Below are 18290 nucleotides of genomic sequence, written 5' to 3'. Positions count from 1 at the left end.
CACCCGCAAAAGCGCTCTGGCGCTGTGGCAAGCGGAGTACGTGAAGGCCGAGCTGGAAGCTCACCACCCGGATCTGACCGTCGAGCTGGTGCCTATGGTCAGCCGCGGCGACAAGATTCTCGATGTGCCGCTGGCCAAGGTGGGTGGCAAAGGGTTGTTTGTGAAGGAGCTGGAACACGCGTTGATCAATGACGAGGCTGATATCGCCGTGCACTCCATGAAAGACGTGCCGATGGAATTCCCCGAGGGTCTGGGCCTGGCGGTAATCTGCCCCCGTGAAGACCCGCGTGATGCCTTTGTGTCCAACCACCATGAGACGCTGGCCGATCTGCCGGCCGGCAGCGTGGTGGGCACTTCCAGCCTGCGTCGTCAGTGTCAGGTGCTGGCCAAGCGCCCGGATCTGACGGTGAAATTCTTGCGTGGCAACGTCAACACCCGCTTGAAAAAGATGGACGATGGTGAGTACGACGCCATTATTCTGGCCAGTGCCGGTTTGCTGCGTCTGAAGATGGAAGACCGGATTCGCGACTACATTGCTCCGGAGTTCTGTTTGCCCGCCGGCGGTCAGGGAGCTGTGGGTATTGAAACCCGCTTGCAGGACGATCGTATTGTGGAGCTGCTGCAACCTCTGCACTGCTCCTCCACCGCTGAAACCGTCACCGCCGAGCGCGCCATGAATCGCCGCCTTGAAGGGGGTTGTCAGGTACCCATCGGCTGTTTTGCCCTGCACCAAGGCGATGACCAGCTCTGGTTGCGAGGCCTGGTAGGCAATCCGGACGGTTCCTTGATGCTGGAAGATGAAATTCGTGGTTCGGTGAAAGACGCGGAAGCGATGGGTATTCAGTTGGCCGAGCGCCTGCTGGACGCGGGCGCCGGTGAGATTCTGAAAGCCGTCTACGGTGGAAACAACGGTGCCGATGACGCCTGACCCCACTCGTCAGCTAAAAGGACTGAGGGTGTTGATCACCCGTCCCGAGGCTCAGGCGGCAAACTGGCAGCTGCTGCTGGAGGGGTGTGGCGCCAGCACCCTGCGTACTCCGCTGATGGCCATTGTCCCAATCGATGAAGCACAGACAAAGGCGTATCAATCCATCAAAAACATTGTGATGGACGCCAGCCTCTATCAGCACGGTATTTTTGTCAGTCAGAACGCCGCCCATTACGGGTTGGACTGGCTGGAGCAATACTGGCCACAGATGCCCATCGGGTTGAAGTTTTACGCGGTGGGCAGCGCGACCGCAAAGTGCCTACAGCAGGCCGGTTATCCGGTGACGGCGGCGGGCGGGACGATGAATTCCGAGGCTTTACTGGCGTTGCCGGAGCTGCAGGATCTGACCCATCAGCGGGTGGTGATCTTTCGCGGTTGTGGCGGCAGAACCCTGCTGGCCGAAGCGCTGCGGGAACGTGGCGCGGTTGTAGACTATTGTGAACTCTATGAGCGGCGCTTTCTCTCTGAGGGCGTTGCGGACACACTGAGCGCTCATCAGTGGGGCCAAACGGGCGATCTGGTGTCTGTGCACAGCGGAGAGACATTAAGTCACTGGCAGTCGGTGATTGAGAGCAGCAGCCAAAATGACTGGAAGCAACTAACCTTATTGGTGCCGGGTGAGCGTGTGGCATCGCAGGCCCGAGCCGCGGGATTTACCGATATCGTTGTGGCCGAGAATGCATCGGATGCCTGCATGCTGGATACTCTTTTGAGCTGGCGGGTACCCAGTTGAGCTGGCGATTTACGGAAACCCAGCGTTTATAACTCATTAATAACGACGGAACACGTTATGACCAAGGATAAAAAAGACGAATCATCAGCGGGTCAATCTGATAAGGCGTCCAAACAGCCTGATACAGCCTCAGCCGAAACCGGCAAGGCCTCATCGTCGACCCCGACTCCGGTGGAATCGTCTGCAATGTCTGATCTCTCGTCGTCTGATCGGTCGTCCGGGGGGGAATCCGCGGCCAAGAGTACGCCGCCACCCTCTTCCTCCGCGCCGAAAAGACGTGCCCCGCTCTGGATGTTGTTCCTGCTACTTTTGCTGGCATTTTGCTGTATGGCACTGGCCTATTTGGGTTGGTATGAGTTGGAAGCCCAGCAGGTTCATCAGCAGCAACTGGCCCAGCAATTGGAAAAGCAGGAGCAGATGTGGTTTGAAACACAGAAAGAGATTGGCAAGCTGGATTTGCATCAGAAGCAGCAGCTCACCGATTGGTCGAATCATCTGGACAGCGTTGAGCAGCAGGTCGAGCAACACAGCCGTCGGCTGAAAAGCCTTTCCACCACCACCCGTGATGACTGGTTGTTGGCGGAAGCGGAATACCTGATGCGTCTGGCCAATCAACGCATGCTGATGGAGCGCGGTACTCAGGGGGCACTGGGTTTGCTGGAATCGGCGGATGATATTTTGGCAGAGCTGGACAGTCCGGATTTGTTTGGTGTGCGGGATCGTCTCAGTCGCGATATCGCTACCTTGAAGCTGACCCCGGCGGTAGATCGCAGCGGTTTGTATCTGCGTTTAGCGGCGCTGGCAGACAAAATTGAGCAGCTGCCGGACCTGCCTCGTATCGCTAAAGACATTAATGAGGGCGCTGAGCCGGTCGTGCCTCACGATTCTTCCCAAGGCGGACTGAAAGACTCTTCGTTCTGGACCAGACTGAAAGATCAGTTCCTGGATGCTATGGACAAACTGAAGCATCAGGTGCGTATTCGTCATCACGACAAACCTCTGGAGCCGCTGTTGCCGCCGGACGGTGCGCGCTACCTGCGTCAGAATATCCGTTTCAATCTGGAGCAGGCGCAACTGGCTATGCTGCGTGAAGAGAACACCATTTATCGGCACAGTTTGCAGCAGGCGGAAGACTTGTTGCGACAGTATTTTGCCAATCAATCTCAAGCGCTCATGATCGCCGATCAGTTACAGGAATTGAGTGAAACCGACGTGGTGGTAACACTGCCTTCTATTTCGGGCTCCTTGGCTGCGCTGCAGGATTATATCGATAAGTTGCATCTGCTGGATGATAACGCCGGTCGTCCGCAGCTGGATGGCTCTGCTTCGGACTCTGGCCCTGGTTCGAAATCTGACAACTCTGCTGCCGGCACCTCTGATTCTGAGGCTTCAGAAAGCGGAGGTGGGGCGCAGCCATGAAATACTTTTTCCTGTTTGTCATCTGTCTGTTGGGCGGTGCCTGGTTTTACCAATGGGCCGAACATCAACCCAGTTATCTGTTGATAGTGGTCGGTGACACGTCGATCGAAATGAGCGTGTGGTTTGCCCTTGGCTGTCTGGTGGCTCTCCTGGTACTTTACTGGTTTGCTCATCGATTGTTGGTGGGTGGTGCCCGCGGCGTCGGGTCACACATCAATCGTCTGTTAATCGGGTCAGAGCGACGCGCACAGCGTCAAACCTCGTCGGGTTTGCTGAGCTTTATTGAAGGGGACTGGCGTCCGGCGTTACGTCGACTGAACCGGTCTGTGAGCAATGCACAGGCGCCGGTACTGAATTATCTGGCGGCTGCACGCAGCGCCTATGAGCTGGGTGATCAGCAGCAAGCCAACGAACTGTTGGCAAAAGCCGAAAAGGCGGATCCCACTGCGGGTTTGGCGGTATCGCTGGCGCAGGCAAGGATTCAACTGTTAGCCAAAAAATACGAATCCTGTGCCGCGACTCTGGAGCGGGCGCGAAAGTTATCACCCAAGCATCCCGTGGTATTGGATATTTTACGTCAGGTGTATGTGCAGCTGAACGATTGGGAAGCGCTGGAGAAAATTCTGCCGCAGTTGCGCAAACAGAGCACGCTCAGCACCGAAGAGCTGGATCAGCTGACGGAGTTGTTGTATCGCAAACTGATTCAGAAAGCGGGCAATTCGGATATGCCTCGGGATGCTGTGCACAGCGCCTGGCAGAAAACGCCCAAGCATTTGAAAGGCAAGCCGAGTCTGTTACTGGAATACGTCGACATCCTCGAGAGAGAGGGCGAAGGGTCGGATGCCGAAGCGATTTTGCGCAAAGCCTTGCAGTCCGACTGGGATAATCAGTTGGTGTTGCGCTACGGCCTGCTGAAGAATGCCGATGCCAGCCGTCAATTATTAAAAGCGGAAGGCTGGTTAAAAGAGCGGCCGGGCAACAGCGCACTGATGTTAACCTTGGGGCGATTGTCGATGCGCAATAAACTGTGGGGCAAGGCGCGTGATTACTTTGACAACAGCCTGAAAATACAGGGCAGCCCGGAAGCCTGTGCCGAAATGGCACGTCTGCTGGCGCATATGGGTGAACACGAATTGAGCACAGAGTATTATCAGAAAGGATTGTTGATGACGGCAGACACTCTGCCGGAACTACCCATGCCGCATCATTAATTTAACGTTCGCAGCTGTCACCATGCCATGGTTTGATGGCTGCGATTCTTCACTGTATTTTTTTCACCGTCCCGCCAGGCAGTTCTTTCCCCGTCTGTCACATAAATGTCACACAAACCCTTTACAACGACAGGCAGCATCAAGCGCGTAGGGATGCGGTATGGCCTTGCGCGTAACATTTATATTGTCGGGGAATATTGTGGATGCCACTGAATTAAAGGGCAAAACAGGCCTGCGCCGAATCATCAATGCCTTTGGCTATTCGGTTAAGGGGTTTCAGACGGCCTGGGCACACGAGGCGGCATTTCGTCAGGAAATACTGTTTTGTACGATACTGATACCGTTGGCTTTGTGGCTGAATGTTTCAGTCATTGAACGCCTTGCCCTGATTGGCGTACTGGCGCTGGTGATCATTGTCGAATTGATCAACAGCGCGATTGAAGCCGCGGTAGATCGTATTGGGCCGGAATCTCATTACCTCAGTGGCGCCGCGAAGGATTTGGGTTCCGCGGCGGTTCTGGTGGCGATCACCCTGACAGCGTTCGTCTGGGTCTCGGTTTTGTGGGGTGTCTTTTTTCCAAACCCGTAATGCCATCCAAACCCATAGTACTATCCAGCTTCATAGTACTATCCAAACCCATAGCGCTGCCCAAACCCATAGCGCTGCCCAAACCCATAGCGCTACCGAAACCCGAAATGCCTCTCACGCATTGCGTTCAGCAAATCGTCATTTGTGATGTTCTCAAGTTTCAAACTTTACCGAGTGCCGGTGAATCGAGTCCCGGTGCCAGACAAACCCCTCTACATAGTAGTGGAATAATGACGTCACAAAAATAAGCTGCAAGCCAAGCTGCATGTTAAATGGCAGGCTATTGCTGCGATCTGGTGCGTAGTATTCCTGTAGCATACAGTTGCTATTGCCCTTAGGATAAAAACCCAGAACGGTATCGAGCAAATAAGTGCCGCACTCCATAAAGGCTGCCAGGAAAATGGCCAACACCGGGCAGAGCAGCAGTGGCGTCAATGGTAGAAAAGACAGAAAGCGATACACGTAGTTGTGCTTCTTGTCGTAGTTTCTGTTTTGGTCGTGCACGCTGTAAATAATAAACGCGGTAATGTCATGGATAAATCGCGGTATCGCAATGACAAAGAAATCATAATCCAGAACGAGAAAAAGATAGGCGGACGCGATCATCCACAGATTGCTGTGCATGTATTTTTTGCCAAGCTTGCTGTTCGATTGTCGGCAGATAAGAATGCCCTGAACCGTCGTCAGTACCACAAAGATACCGGTGATAATAACCGCCAGCTCATTTCCGCTTAGACCCACAATCTCTACTTTTCTGAGAATGGTTTTTCCGAAAACTGACATATACATCAGCGTACCGGCAACCGTCGCGCAACCGCGAAAGAATTCGTAACGCCGTGATCGGGCCACCTTCATAAATGCCATGCCAATGCCAAATTGTTGGGAAAACACATGGTGCATGGTGTAGGTGGCGAGAAAGAAGAAAAATGCGTAATAGACGATGCGGGCGTCGGATTTGGAAAGCACCATTGGAGCCAGATAGTTGACTGCAAATACCAGGGCAAAAATAGCGCTGAGACCTTTAATCAATCGACGTCGATAAAAACTCAAATATTCCTTATCTGCCAGTGTCACCAGGCTGGAGACAATGTGAGGAAAGTTAAAAATAATGGCCCAGAACAATAAATTGGCCGGATTGCTGGGCAGCCAGATGTCACGCAAGCGGTGATCCAGAAATACGGTATCGAGCGCGGCAGTGACAAAGCACAGAGGAATGATCAGGTAGAGTGACAGAAGCAAAGACCCTTTGACTCGATAGGTTTGTTCCGTCGTGGACAAAACAGCGGTATTCATAGAAACATCTCTTTATTATTCTTAAATTGCAATCGCTCGCGCCAAACTCTCCACAACGTGAGATTAGCAATCAAACGATATGGACTAACCTAATTATCTGGCTGCGCAGGTACAAGTTGAGAGTGTTGGTCTGTTTCACAAATATGTGTGTCTTGTAATTAGTGATACAGAGGGGCGGAAGCGAAATGTTGGGAAGGCGTTTTAGATGTCAATTTGATGGTTTTTGGCTCAGAAATCAGGCCTGACAGACAAAATTTTTCGGAGTTGGGTGAGCCGATTTGGGGAGAGTGAAGAAAGGTGTGCTGCTGAGGCTTCAGGTGGTGAGAGACTGCCCGCCTGGACGGGCAACGGCTCTGCCGAGTTTTGCTTATTTCTTGCTGGCTTCTTTAAAGGCACGAATTTCGGTGTTGAACTTGCCTGCCAGAGTTTCTTCAGCGGTGACCGCTTGATTGTAGGTGTCAGCCAGTTCGGTAAAGTTTTTCTGGGCGGCGGCCATATCCTCTTTGCTGCCCTCTTTCAGGGTGGCTTTGATGGCTTCCATCTCTTTGCCGATGCATTCCAGGTAAGTGGCGTTTTCTTTTTGGAAAGCGCTCACAGCCGCTTTGCCGGCCAGCATTTCGTCCATGGAGGCAGTTGAGCCGTTTGGCATTTCCGGGGCGGTTGGGTTAGAGCATTCGGCAAAGCTGTAGCTGCTGCCCATTACGAGGCACAAAAGTGCAATTTTTATTGGATTCATAAAGTTCACCTCGATTGAGTGGAATAGCGATGGGTTAGAATAGTAAGTAACCGTAGCAGGACAGTCGAAAACTGCCAAGCATGAGTTTCACAGTCTGATGGAAAGCGGCACTCAGTTCTAGACCTTTCTATACCCTTCTAAGGTTCGATGCGTCCAAGGGACGTCATATTTTCAAGGTACGACATACTTTCAAGACACGGAATTTAAGTTTAGAGATTTTGATTCTGGACAGACAGTATTGCCGCTCTGGAGCTTATAGCCCCAGAGAGTCCCACATTTCGTCTACCCGCTCTTTGACGGCCCCGTCCATTTCTATGGGCTCACCCCACTCGCGATCCGTTTCACCTGGCCATTTGTTGGTGGCGTCCATGCCCATTTTTGAGCCAAGGCCAGACACAGGCGAAGCAAAGTCCAGATAGTCGATGGGGGTGTTGTCCACCAGAGTGGTGTCGCGAATGGGGTCCATACGGGTAGTAATGGCCCAGATCACATCTTTCCAATCGCGGGCGTTAACGTCGTCGTCGGTAACGATGACGAACTTGGTGTACATAAACTGGCGTAAAAATGACCAGACGCCCATCATCACCCGCTTGGCGTGTCCCGGATACTGCTTTTTCATGGTGATCACCGCCATGCGATAAGAGCAGCCTTCAGGGGGCAGGTAAAAGTCGACGATCTCCGGAAATTGTTTCTTCAGAATGGGGACAAACACCTCGTTCAGAGCCAGCCCGAGAATGGCGGGTTCATCCGGTGGTCGTCCGGTGTAGGTGCTGTGGTAAATAGGATCTTTGCGGTGGGTGATGGTTTCCACGGTAAACACCGGGAAGCGATCGACCTCGTTGTAATAACCGGTGTGATCACCGAAAGGGCCTTCGTCGGCCATGTCATCCGGGTAGATAAACCCTTCCAGCACAAACTCGGCTGACGCGGGTACCTGCAAATCGCTGAGCTTGCTTTTGGTGACCTCGGTCTTGCCGCCGCGCAGTAATCCGGCAAACCCGTATTCACTGAGCGTATCTGGTACGGGCGTCACAGCGCCGAGAATGGTGGCAGGGTCGGCGCCCAGTGCCACAGACACGGGATAGGGCTTGCCGGGATTCTGCTGTTGCCACTCGCGAAAATCCAGCGCGCCGCCGCGATGGGAGAGCCAGCGCATGATCAGACGATTTTTGCCGATCAGCTGCATGCGATAGATGCCGAGGTTCTGCCGTTCTTTGTGTGGGCCACGGGTGATCACCAGCGGCCAGGTGATCAGTGGTGCGGCGTCACCTGGCCAACAGGTTTGGATGGGCAGCTGATGCAGATCAACCTGCTCTTTCTCGATGACCACTTGTTGGCAAGGGGCTTTGCTGACCTGCTTGGGACCCATATTCAGCACTTGCTTGAAGATCGGCATTTTTTGCCAGGCATCTTTCAGGCCCTTGGGAGGTTCGGGCTCTTTCAGAAACGCCAGCAGTTCGCCGACTTCTCTGAGCGCTTCAACGGACTCTTCACCCATGCCGAGCGCAACCCGTTCGGGCGTGCCAAACAGATTCGCCAGCACGGGTGTGCTGTGACCTACCGGGTTTTCAAACAACAGCGCCGGACCTCCGGCACGCAGCGTACGGTCGCAAATCTCGGTCATTTCCAGATTGGGATCGACAGGCACAGTGATGCGCCTCAGTTCGCCCCGCTTTTCCAGCATGGCGATAAAGTCTCGCAAGTCTCGGTATTTCATAATAGCTTCTGGCATTGCGGGTGAAAGGCGTATTGTACGGGAATCGGCAGGATGACGGAAACGCCCAGACGGTTGTAGACGTTTGGTAGAGTTGCAGTCGGATTGGGTTAGACTTAGGCTGTCAGCTCATGGCATTGCGCTGCATTACATGGCAAGGCGTTGAAATGATGCCCTGTCCGGACGTCTTAATAAAAACATCACAGAAACAGGAAGTCTGAATGATTGATTTTGTCGCCTTAGGCAAGCAGCTGGCACTGGATTATGGCAATGCCCTGCTGATTATTCTGTTGGCGGCGGGTTTGCTAAAACTGCTGAGACTACGTGAGGCAGCTCAGCCGAAAAGCCACCGTTTCCGCACCCAGTGGATGGTGATTGTCCTCGTGCTGTTGACCGGTTTGGGATTGGTGTTGTCGCTGCCGATGGACAGCGGTACCCGCGGACAGCTGTTGACGTTGATGGGGCTGGTGTTTACCGCGGTACTGACACTGTCGTCGCCGACGGTGGCGGCGAATGCGATGGCGGGTTTTATGATGCGATCGGAAAACAAGTTTTCTCCGGGGGATTTTATTCAGGTGGAAACCTACTTTGGTCGGGTGACGGAGCAGGGCTTGTTTCACACGGAAATTCAAACTGAAGATCGGGACTTGTTAACCGTTCCAAACCTGTTTCTTTCTAATCATCCGGTCAAGGTTGTGCACGCGGACGGCACGGTGGTTTCAGCGGAAGTGACTCTGGGTTATGACGTGGATCACCATCTGATCGAAGCCATGTTGTTGCAGGCGGCGGAGGATGCAAATCTGGAAGAGCCGTTTGTCTATGTCATGGATCTCGGCGACTTCTCGGTGAAATATCGGGTGGCGGGATTTTTGAAAGAAGTGAAGCAGTTGTTGTCTTCACGCTCTCTACTGCGCAAAAAAATGATGGACCGTTTGCATGAGCAAAGTATTGAAATTGTGTCGCCATCGTTTATGAATCAACGGCAGGTGAAAGATGAGGTGATTCCCGAGCGCTCGTTTGTTATTGCCGATAACGGTTCGCAGCCGGAACCGGAAAATTTGATATTCGATAAGGCCGAGCGGGCGCAGCAACTGAAAGAGCTGAAAGAAAGTTACAGTGAATTAAAGCAGGAATTAAAAGTTCTGGATGACGATGATGACCCCAGAGCCGAGACCTTGAAAGCGCGTAAGCTGCGCCGTTTAAAAGCGCTGAAACGGGCGATTTCGGTATTGGATGAGGCCAACAGCGAAAGTTGATCCCTGGCCTGCTGATACAAAAAAGCCGCGATTGGCGTTGTCAGTCGCGGCTTTTTTGTAATCAATGGCGACGTTGATCGTTAATCTGCTGACGGTTACCCAGTCTGCTCACGGTTACCCAGTCGATTACAGCTTAATGATCAGCTCGTCTTAAACAGTGAAATCATTAAAAAGTATAATTGACTGAGAAAGAAAACAGTTCAGCATCACCGTGAGTCGAACCCGAGAAGGTTGTGCCCAGGCTGGACGTTTCCGTCAGATCCACTTCTTCACCATCAATGTAAGTGGCTGCGAAGTCGACACTCAGGTTTTGATCGTAGCGATAGGTAAAGCCAGCGCTGTACCAGATACGGTCGGTGTCCGGAATGCTCAGTGAGCGATACTCGGCAGAGACTGCGCTTTCGTCATACGCAAGCCCTACGCGTGCTGTCCAGTTTTTGTTGAACTCGTAGGTGCTGCCAATGCTGTAGCGCATATTGTCGTCGAAGTTTTCGTCTTTCAAATGCTGATTGGTGCCATCATCAAAATCCACTTCCAGTACTTCGAACACACTCCAGTCAGTCCACGACACGCTGGCCGAGATATCCCACGCTGGCGTTAATTCGTAGACACCGGACAGTTCAGCACCCGCAGGCAGCGTCAGATCCAGGGAGCCGCCCTGATCAAAGTTGTTGCCGGTCAGTGCTGCTGGCAGATCGGTGGTGGAATCCCCTTCCAATGTCAGGTCCACTTCGCTGCGGTAGGCCAGACCCAGACGCAGAGCGTCGGTTGCCTGCCAGGTTGCACCTGCATTCCAGCCCCAGCTGGTATCGTCACCTTCCAGCTTCAATACCTGAGAGCCTTTGCCGAAAGTGCCGAAATCGAAAGGCAGTGCGGTACCAAAGGTGGCCTCGGCTTTCACAAGGCTGATGCCCAGCCCCAGGCTTATGCTGTCGGTGACTTGGTAAGCAACGCTGGGGTTGAGGTTGTAGGTCAGAATCTCGGCTTCGTCGGCCAGATCGGCACCATTGTAGTCGTCACCAAAGTCAGTGCTCAGACCAAAGTGTGAGTTGAGGGCCAGTCCCCAGCTCCAGCGGTCATTGATCGGCTGTACCAGGTAAGCATTGGGAACCCAGGCAGTGGGGGCAAAGTCTTCTTTATCGGCATTTGCGGTGGCGGTGGTGACGTAGGTTACATTACCTTCGCCATCGACTTCAGGATTCACGTGGGTGGCACCGGCGGAAATGCTGAGGTTGTCAAAGCGGGTGGCCAGAGCCGGGTTGCGGGCGATGCCAGCGGCGTTATCGCCATAGGCGGCTTCGCCGGCAAAGGCGCGGCCCAGACCGGCGGCGCTGTGTTCGTTGAGTTGGAAGCCGGCGGCGTGTACGTGAGTGGCAAAAGGCGCGCTGATGGCCATCGCGGCCAGCATCAGGTTGCGGGAATTCAGTTGCTTCATCATTGTTTCATCTCTCTTTACATCAACAACGTATGTTAATAAACATGGATTTTTTTGTGTGCTGCCCGGAGCTGCGGATAGTGCTATCTGAGCGCTCCTGTTTATTTTGCGGCGATTCTATAGAACGGGGTATCCGGAAGTAAATGTAGACGTCAGTGGGCCGTGAAGGAAATATTTCATCACATTTTCAATATACCGAAATGGACTTAGCGGTCATTCTGATAAAAGGCCACAAATTATCGCGTCAGTAGGGGTTTTCTTGGTGGGTGGCGAGATGACTCTGTAGTCGGAAATTGTTCTGCAGTCGGGAGATGGACGCAATATTATTGGTCTCTGGTGCTGTTTATGAGAAGGATTCCCGCGTAAATGTCGGTATTTTAAACGCAAAGACCCTGCCGGAGCAGGGTCTTCAGGGACGTCAAAAGCCGGTGGTGCCGACTCTGACAGCCGTGTGACGGGTGTCGATGCGCTTTAGGAGCTTACTTGCGCTTCATCGACAGGAAGAACTCGTCGTTGGATTTGTGATCCTTGAGCTTGTCGACAAGAAATTCCGTCGCGTTGACGTCTTCCATATCGTGCAGCAGTTTGCGCAGGATCCAGACTCGTTGCAGTTCGTCTTCGCGCATCAGCAAGTCTTCGCGACGGGTGCCTGATTTGCGGATATTGATGGCAGGATAGACGCGCTTTTCCGAGATCTTGCGATCCAGGTGCAGTTCCTGGTTACCAGTACCTTTAAACTCTTCAAAGATAACTTCGTCCATTTTCGAACCGGTATCTACCAGTGCGGTGGCGACGATGGACAGACTGCCGCCCTCTTCGATATTACGCGCAGCACCGAAGAAACGCTTTGGACGCTCCAGCGCGTGAGCGTCGACACCGCCGGTCAGTACTTTACCGGAGGACGGTACGATGGTGTTGTAGGCGCGAGCCAGACGGGTAATGGAGTCCAGCAGGATGATCACGTCTTTTTTGTGTTCGACCAGGCGTTTGGCTTTTTCGATCACCATTTCGGCAACCTGAACGTGACGGGCCGGTGGCTCATCGAAGGTGGAGGCAACCACTTCGCCGCGCACAGAGCGCTGCATTTCGGTCACTTCTTCCGGACGCTCATCGATCAGTAAAACAATTAAGTGGCATTCGGGGTTGTTGCGGGTGATCGCCTGAGCAATGTTCTGCATCATGATGGTTTTACCGGCTTTTGGTGGTGCGACGATCAATCCGCGCTGGCCTTTACCGATGGGGGCGATCAGGTCGATGATTCGACCGGTTAAGTCTTCTGTGGAGCCATTACCGGCTTCCAGTACCATACGTTCATTGGGGAACAGTGGCGTCAGGTTTTCAAATAAAATTTTGTTCTTGGAGCTTTCCGGCTTGTCGAAGTTAATCTGATTAACTTTGAGCATGGCGAAGTAGCGTTCGCCATCTTTAGGAGGCCGGATCTTGCCTTCGATGGTGTCACCGGTGCGCAGGTTAAAGCGGCGAATCTGGCTTGGGGAGACGTAAATGTCATCGGGTCCTGCCAGATAAGAGCTGTCTGAAGAGCGCAGGAAACCAAAGCCGTCCTGAAGAATTTCCAGCACACCGTCACCGTAAATGTCTTCGCCGCTTTTGGCGTGACGCTTAAGAATATTAAAAATAATATCTTGCTTGCGGGACCGGGCCAGGTTTTCCATGCCCATTTCTTTGGCAATGGCGATGAGTTCTTCAATGGGTTTTGTTTTCAGATCGGTTAAATTCATAAGTTTTTATTAAGACTGTTTGCGTCTATTGGGGAATGAGTGAAGTGGGTAGCGATAAGGCTGCACCAATGTATGACATGAATGACGAATAATTATTGGATAGCTTAAATCTTGAATCGCTGGTTTAAATAATCTGTTGTATTTGTTTGTTTCTACTGCCCGATGAGTACAAAAAACGATCAGCGAGTCTAAGGCTTTTGGATTAAAACCCATCGCGGATGCTGTTCTGTTGTTTGCTCATCGTGTTTCAAGCCCGCTTTCAGGTTTCAGATACCTGCCAGAAAATCCAGAGTAGTGTCCCAGCGATCAATGGGCGATCCAGGGGAAGTCAGCTATGGCGAATGGTAGATACAGAAGTCGTGAAAGAAGGTTTTGGGGTTATGTCCGGTCAGATGTTCTTGCTGCTTTCCTTGTTGAGTTCAACGTGTTCTGGTTCATTCCTACTCAGGGAGAGTGGTTTTAGCAGTGAGCTGAGGCAAGGTGTCAGGCCTGGCGACCGAATTGATGCGCTGAGTATAGCGATAAAAATCAGGCTGTGCAAAATTAAAACAGTAGCAGGGAATTTTTTTCCGGTATCTGTGCGCTGTGCAGGTACAAATCGCTACAGCTACAAGTCGCTTTGAGTATCTAAAGATTCGGGTCGCGGATGACTTGCCTGCCCCGAAAGCCTCTGTCAGAAGAGTGGCTTTCAGGGCCGCAGGTTACAAGACTGTCTGTATCGTTCAGGACTGTCTGGTCGCTCAAGACTGCCTTAGTTCAAGACTGTCTGCGTAGTTCAGGACGGCCTTACAGGCTGCCGTCGATGAACTCAACCAGTTGTGCCTTGGACAGAGCACCCACTTTGGTGGCTTCGGCGCTACCGCCTTTGAAGATGATCAGAGTTGGGATGCCGCGGATATTGAATTTACCCGGAGTACCCTGGTTGGCATCAACGTCCATTTTGCAGATTTTGATTTTACCGTCGTATTCGCCAGACAGTTCATCCAGTACGGGTGCAATCATCTTGCACGGGCCACACCATTCTGCCCAAAAATCCACCAATACTGGACCTTCAGCGTTAAGGACTTCGGCCTCAAAACTGGCATCTGTTACGTGAACGATGCTGTTACTCATAATGCTTCTCCTGAGAGTGACGGTTTGCGAGTCTGCCTGAATCACAGACAATCACGAAATAAAGACCACGGATGATAATAACTGCGGCAGCAACACTCAAGCTCGGAAAGACTTTGGGGGGTGTTTTCGTGCAAATAAGGGGATTATTGGCGCCAGCAGCCCCGAACCCGTTCAGGTCGGAGTTGCCGGAGTCGCTCAATCGAAGGTCGAGGTGGCCTGTTCTGCGGATTTGGACAGCCCCAGTTTCTCAAACGCGGTGGTCAGTTCTTTCAGGGTGATGGGCTTGCAGAGGAAATAGTTCATTCCGCAGGCGAAGACCATTTCCTGATGCTCTTCCATCGCGTGTGCGGTCAGGGCGACGATGGGGGTGGCGGTCTGGTTGTGGAATCTCTCGTGCTCGCGAATACGGCGGGTGGCCTCAAAGCCATCCATTTCTGGCATTTCGCAGTCCATCAGTACGAGGTCAAAAGGTTTATCGGATTCGGCACACTGTAACCAGGCCTCTCGGCCATTCTCTACGGTGATGGGTTCGATTTTCAGTTTGCTCAGCAGGCCTTTGATCACCAGGCGATTGACCGCATTGTCTTCCGCCACCAGAACTCGCAAATTGGAAAAGTTGCTGACGGTCTCCGTCGGCGCAATAACGGATGGCGTGTACCGGTCGTGACCCAGTTGATCGGCCATCAGATCGCGCAGTTTTTTCGGTGAAATTGGTTTGCGCAGTATGCTCTTGATGTGCCGTTCCGCCAGAATGTCGTGACTGAATTGATGGTCCGATGCAGTGAGCAGAAACAGGTGAGCGGGGTAATCCGGATGGCGTTTGAGCAAGCTGGCCGCCAGTTCGATACCGTCCAGATCGCTGAGGCGGTAGTCGAGAGAGATAAACTGAAAGTCCGGCTGGCCGCTGGCGCGTCGGTTGTTGATGACTTTTAGACTCTCCTCGGCGGTGTGAGCGGTGACAACGTGCATGCCCCAGCTCTGTCCGTGGTATGACAGTATTTCGCACAGTGCCAGGTTGTCTTCGACAATCAGCAGGTGCTTGCCTGCCAGTGATGGCAAGACTCGGGAGCGGCTGTTGGCCGGCGTGTCGGCAAGCTCAAAATCGGCGGTAAACCAGAAGGTGGAGCCCTCCCCTTCGGTGCTGTCGACACCGACTTCGCCGCCCATTAATTCTGCCAGACGTTTGCAGATCGCCAGACCCAAACCGGTACCGCCGTATTTTCGGGTGGTGGAACTGTCGGCCTGACTGAAAGATTGAAACAGTTTGTCCTGGGCTTCAGGGGGAATGCCGATACCGCTGTCGATGATGGAAAAGCGCACGGTCGGATGATCCAGATCCGATTCCGCAACCCGCTGGGCCTTGACGCAGATGCAGCCTTCAGTGGTGAATTTGAAGGCATTGCCAATGAGGTTGATCAGAATCTGTCGCAGGCGAGTGGGATCGCCAATGATGTGCACAGGCGTGGTGGGGGTGACGCTGCCCACCAGTTCGATACCCTGTTTGTTGGCGGTGGCACCAAACAGTTGGATGCAATCCTCAATCAGTTCTTCCAGATTAAAGGGGACGGTTTCCAGTTCCAGTTTGCCGGCCTCAATCTTTGAATAGTCGAGAATGTCGTTGATGATGGTCAGCAGGGTTTCGCCGGAGCGGTGGATCACATCCAGATAATGTTTCTGATTGTTATTAAGCGGGGTGTCGTGCAGCAGTTCGACCATGCCGATCACGCCGTTCATGGGGGTGCGGATTTCGTGACTCATGGTTGCCAGAAACTGGCTTTTGGCCTGGTTGGCTTGTTCGGCGGCCAGCTGTTCGCGACGACTCAGCAGCTTCTCTTCTTTGGCGGCCAGCAGTGCGGTCTCGACCGTGCGGCGTTTTTCAATATCTTCCAGCAGGGACTCGCGCATCTGATTGATGGCCGACACTACGTTGTCCAGTTCATCGGGCTCGGCATCGATGGGCTTGTTGCGTTTCAGGCGCAGACCGATTCCCAGATTTTCCAAAGTCAGTTGGCGGGCGTAGGAGGCGATGGTGTCCATGTGGTGGGTCAGCAGCGCACGCACCAGCAAGAGAATAAACAGACACACAATTAAGGTGGTGCTGCCCTGCACCAGACCAATGTACCAAGCGCGCTGCCATAGCTTCTGGTTCACGCTTTCGAGGCTGGCAGTGACGATCAGCGTGCCCAGTTCCTGTTTGGAATTGTCGTCGTTGAGCTGGCTGCTTCGGCTAATACTGTTGGCCGGGCCACTGGTGCCGGGGGTATAAATCAGCGGGTATTCTTTTACGAGAACGTCTCTGGTGACGCGGTCGACTTCCTCGATGCCCAGTTCCATGTCCAGTGCACTGGCCATCATGGCCTGTTCCTGATTGTTCCAGTCTCGCCAGACAACCGTCACTTGCACCACATCTTCCACTTCCAGAACGCTGTGGATTTGCACGTTCAGCTGTTCTTCGTCAAAGCTCCAGAGGCTTTTGGTGATGCTGGGCAAGGTGCTGATACGCACCTGATCGAGACGTTTACGCAACTCGGACACGTCGTCGTGGTAGCTGTAATACAGCTGCAGCAGGGTGCCGCCTATGGCAAACAAGGTGCTGGTCAACAGGATCAGCACCATCAGTTTGGTGGCGATCGGGTTGCGGTGTCGGTAGTCTCTTAATTTAGACATGGCAGCCTAGAGTGTACCTAATTACTCGCCGTTCAGTGTGACGGATTGTGCTGTAAACCCGACAGAACGATCATTATTTGAGTTTCAGTGTAGCAGTGGCGCGTATAGCTGTATCTTCGATCTTGGAGGCTTCAAGCGCCCAAAAGATACAAGTTTTGTGTTTCTTTCGACTGGTGTGTCTTTCCCGTTCGCGCGTCTTTCAGTTGGGGCTTCTTACAGGTTGTCGGCAGTCAGGGCTCATCCTCCATAAATTCCGCCAGCACCTGATTCAGGTAGCGCTGCCCCAGAGCCGTTGTCGATAAGCGTTGCTCATCTTGCTGTATCAGACCCCGCTGTCCCAGATCCTGCAGCTGTTCTCCGAGACTCTGTAGAGACAAACCCGTGCGTTCGGAAAACAGCGTGCTGTCCACCCCGTCCACCAGTCGCAGGGCATTCATCATAAACTCCAGCGGCAGATCCCGATCGGCAACTGTTTGCTGCTGAGCGGTGAAGGCTTTGTCCGGATTCAGGTAATGCTCCGGCAGTCGGGTCTTGTTCATCCGCAGAATAGTGCCCTGCTCCGGTTGAGTGATTTTGCCGTGGGCACCGGCGCCCAGTGCCAGATAATCGCCGAACTGCCAGTAATTCAGATTGTGACGAGACTGGCGTCCCGCCTGGGCGTAGGCGGACACTTCATATTGGCGATAGCCGTGCTGACCCAGCAGTTGTTCACCGGCCTGTTGAATATCGGCCAGCGCATCGTCCACTGGCAGTGTTGGCGGGCGGCTGTAAAACTCGGTGTTGGGTTCGATGGTCAGCTGGTACCAGGAGATGTGTTCCGGTTCGAGGCCAATGGCGGTGCGCAGATCCTGTTCCGCGTCGACGGGAGTCTGCTGCGGCAGGCCGTGCATCAAATCCAGATTGAGGTTGTCGAACCCCGCCGTGCGCGCCATCTCCACGGCGGACAGGGCTTCGCGCGCGCCGTGAATGCGCCCCAGCTGTTGCAGGTGCAGATCGGAAAAGCTCTGGATGCCAATGGACAGACGATTGATCCCCGCTGAGCGGAAACCGCGAAATTTTTCCTGCTCAAAGGTGCCGGGGTTGGCTTCCATGGTGATTTCGATATCGTCGGCAAAACCGATGTGGCGCTCGGCAGCGCTCAGCATTTGGTCGATGGCTGAGGGGCTGAACAAGCTGGGTGTACCGCCACCGAGGAAAATACTTTGCAGCGCCCTGCCCTGAGTCAGCGGCAAGCTTTGCTGTAGATCGTCCAGAACCGCGGCGACATACTCAGCCTCGGGCAGTTCGCCCGTCGCTTTGTGAGAATTGAAATCGCAGTAGGGACACTTGCGCACGCACCAGGGAATGTGGAGGTAAAGAGACAGCGGTGGCAGCACCAGCGGTGATGGCGACAACAT

Annotated in this window: 15 protein-coding genes; 7 read left to right on the top strand and 8 right to left on the bottom strand. The window is 53.3% G+C overall.

From position 1 onward, the window contains the following. From hemC to ACTG33_RS00305, 5 genes are all read left to right on the top strand, one after another. Nucleotides 1–928: hydroxymethylbilane synthase (hemC, locus tag ACTG33_RS00325; RefSeq protein WP_439133165.1), on the top strand; the 928-nt coding region annotated here is incomplete at its 5' end. Continuing rightward, nucleotides 918–1721: a uroporphyrinogen-III synthase gene (locus ACTG33_RS00320; RefSeq protein WP_439133164.1), complete on the top strand. Its 804-nt coding sequence runs from the start codon at nt 918–920 to the stop codon at nt 1719–1721. The genes hemC and ACTG33_RS00320, both read left to right, overlap by 11 nt. Before the next feature lie 57 nt (nt 1722–1778). Beyond that, nucleotides 1779–3140, top strand: coding sequence for a uroporphyrinogen-III C-methyltransferase (locus ACTG33_RS00315; protein ID WP_439133163.1), 1362 nt, complete (start codon nt 1779–1781; stop codon nt 3138–3140). Next, complete coding sequence (locus ACTG33_RS00310) at nt 3137–4351, top strand: heme biosynthesis HemY N-terminal domain-containing protein (protein WP_439133162.1); 1215 nt, start codon at nt 3137–3139, stop codon at nt 4349–4351. Before ACTG33_RS00315 ends, ACTG33_RS00310 begins: the two co-directional genes overlap by 4 nt. Before the next feature lie 160 nt (nt 4352–4511). Beyond that, nucleotides 4512–4940 carry a diacylglycerol kinase gene (locus ACTG33_RS00305; RefSeq protein WP_439133161.1) on the top strand — a complete coding sequence of 143 codons (429 nt, stop codon included), beginning with the start codon at nt 4512–4514 and terminating at the stop codon, nt 4938–4940. Between the two features lie 153 nt (nt 4941–5093). Here ACTG33_RS00305 and ACTG33_RS00300 read toward each other — a convergent pair whose 3' ends face one another. The 3 genes from ACTG33_RS00300 to ubiD all read right to left on the bottom strand — a co-directional run bounded on the left by ACTG33_RS00300 (nt 5094) and on the right by ubiD (nt 8686). After that, a complete protein-coding gene (locus ACTG33_RS00300; RefSeq protein WP_439133160.1) occupies nt 5094–6233 on the bottom strand; it encodes a hypothetical protein in 1140 nt (379 codons plus the stop codon). 367 nt (nt 6234–6600) lie between these two features. Next, on the bottom strand, nt 6601–6969 hold the full coding sequence (locus tag ACTG33_RS00295; RefSeq protein WP_439133159.1) for a hypothetical protein: 369 nt from the start codon (nt 6967–6969) through the stop codon (nt 6601–6603). A 253-nt stretch (nt 6970–7222) separates the two neighbouring features. After that, complete coding sequence (ubiD, locus tag ACTG33_RS00290; RefSeq protein ID WP_439133158.1) at nt 7223–8686, bottom strand: 4-hydroxy-3-polyprenylbenzoate decarboxylase; 1464 nt, start codon at nt 8684–8686, stop codon at nt 7223–7225. Between the two features lie 218 nt (nt 8687–8904). Here ubiD and ACTG33_RS00285 point away from each other — a divergent pair, with 218 nt between their 5' ends. After that, nucleotides 8905–9939, top strand: a complete 1035-nt coding sequence (locus ACTG33_RS00285) for a mechanosensitive ion channel family protein (RefSeq protein WP_439133157.1) — start codon at nt 8905–8907, stop codon at nt 9937–9939. A 166-nt stretch (nt 9940–10105) separates the two neighbouring features. Here the strand turns inward: ACTG33_RS00285 and ACTG33_RS00280 are convergent, their stop codons facing one another. Further along, nucleotides 10106–11377: an OmpP1/FadL family transporter gene (locus tag ACTG33_RS00280; protein WP_439133156.1), complete on the bottom strand. Its 1272-nt coding sequence runs from the start codon at nt 11375–11377 to the stop codon at nt 10106–10108. Between the two features lie 308 nt (nt 11378–11685). On the opposite strand from ACTG33_RS00280, the gene ACTG33_RS00275 reads away from it, so the two are divergent. After that, nucleotides 11686–11829, top strand: coding sequence for a hypothetical protein (locus ACTG33_RS00275; RefSeq protein WP_439133155.1), 144 nt, complete (start codon nt 11686–11688; stop codon nt 11827–11829). A 24-nt stretch (nt 11830–11853) separates the two neighbouring features. Here the strand turns inward: ACTG33_RS00275 and rho are convergent, their stop codons facing one another. From rho to hemW, 4 genes are all read right to left on the bottom strand, one after another. Next, nucleotides 11854–13113, bottom strand: coding sequence for a transcription termination factor Rho (gene rho / locus ACTG33_RS00270; protein WP_439133154.1), 1260 nt, complete (start codon nt 13111–13113; stop codon nt 11854–11856). A gap of 786 nt (nt 13114–13899) precedes the next feature. Then, nucleotides 13900–14226 carry a thioredoxin TrxA gene (trxA, locus tag ACTG33_RS00265; RefSeq protein ID WP_439133152.1) on the bottom strand — a complete coding sequence of 109 codons (327 nt, stop codon included), beginning with the start codon at nt 14224–14226 and terminating at the stop codon, nt 13900–13902. Nucleotides 14227–14421: 195 nt separating this feature from the next. Beyond that, the gene (locus tag ACTG33_RS00260; protein WP_439133151.1) at nt 14422–16893 is read right to left on the bottom strand and encodes a response regulator; all 2472 of its coding nucleotides are present in this window, start codon (nt 16891–16893) and stop codon (nt 14422–14424) included. A gap of 230 nt (nt 16894–17123) precedes the next feature. Then, nucleotides 17124–18290 carry a radical SAM family heme chaperone HemW gene (gene hemW / locus ACTG33_RS00255; RefSeq protein ID WP_439133150.1) on the bottom strand — a complete coding sequence of 389 codons (1167 nt, stop codon included), beginning with the start codon at nt 18288–18290 and terminating at the stop codon, nt 17124–17126.

Source organism: Pseudomaricurvus sp. (assembly GCF_965662505.1).
GTDB lineage: Bacteria > Pseudomonadota > Gammaproteobacteria > Pseudomonadales > Cellvibrionaceae > Pseudomaricurvus.
Note: the sequence above shows the minus strand (reverse complement) of the source record. Positions and strands in the feature narration are given on the sequence as shown.

Coding starts and splice junctions, on each gene's coding strand:
- ACTG33_RS00280 (WP_439133156.1), bottom strand. CDS start 11,377: ATGATGAAGCAACTGAATTCCCGCAACCTGATGCTGGCCGCGATGGCC.
- ubiD (WP_439133158.1), bottom strand. CDS start 8,686: ATGAAATACCGAGACTTGCGAGACTTTATCGCCATGCTGGAAAAGCGG.
- ACTG33_RS00320 (WP_439133164.1), top strand. CDS start 918: ATGACGCCTGACCCCACTCGTCAGCTAAAAGGACTGAGGGTGTTGATC.
- ACTG33_RS00285 (WP_439133157.1), top strand. CDS start 8,905: ATGATTGATTTTGTCGCCTTAGGCAAGCAGCTGGCACTGGATTATGGC.
- ACTG33_RS00275 (WP_439133155.1), top strand. CDS start 11,686: ATGGACGCAATATTATTGGTCTCTGGTGCTGTTTATGAGAAGGATTCC.
- ACTG33_RS00315 (WP_439133163.1), top strand. CDS start 1,779: ATGACCAAGGATAAAAAAGACGAATCATCAGCGGGTCAATCTGATAAG.
- trxA (WP_439133152.1), bottom strand. CDS start 14,226: ATGAGTAACAGCATCGTTCACGTAACAGATGCCAGTTTTGAGGCCGAA.
- ACTG33_RS00300 (WP_439133160.1), bottom strand. CDS start 6,233: ATGAATACCGCTGTTTTGTCCACGACGGAACAAACCTATCGAGTCAAA.
- ACTG33_RS00305 (WP_439133161.1), top strand. CDS start 4,512: ATGGCCTTGCGCGTAACATTTATATTGTCGGGGAATATTGTGGATGCC.
- ACTG33_RS00310 (WP_439133162.1), top strand. CDS start 3,137: ATGAAATACTTTTTCCTGTTTGTCATCTGTCTGTTGGGCGGTGCCTGG.
- ACTG33_RS00295 (WP_439133159.1), bottom strand. CDS start 6,969: ATGAATCCAATAAAAATTGCACTTTTGTGCCTCGTAATGGGCAGCAGC.
- ACTG33_RS00260 (WP_439133151.1), bottom strand. CDS start 16,893: ATGTCTAAATTAAGAGACTACCGACACCGCAACCCGATCGCCACCAAA.
- rho (WP_439133154.1), bottom strand. CDS start 13,113: ATGAATTTAACCGATCTGAAAACAAAACCCATTGAAGAACTCATCGCC.
- hemW (WP_439133150.1), bottom strand. CDS start 18,290: ATGTTGTCGCCATCACCGCTGGTGCTGCCACCGCTGTCTCTTTACCTC.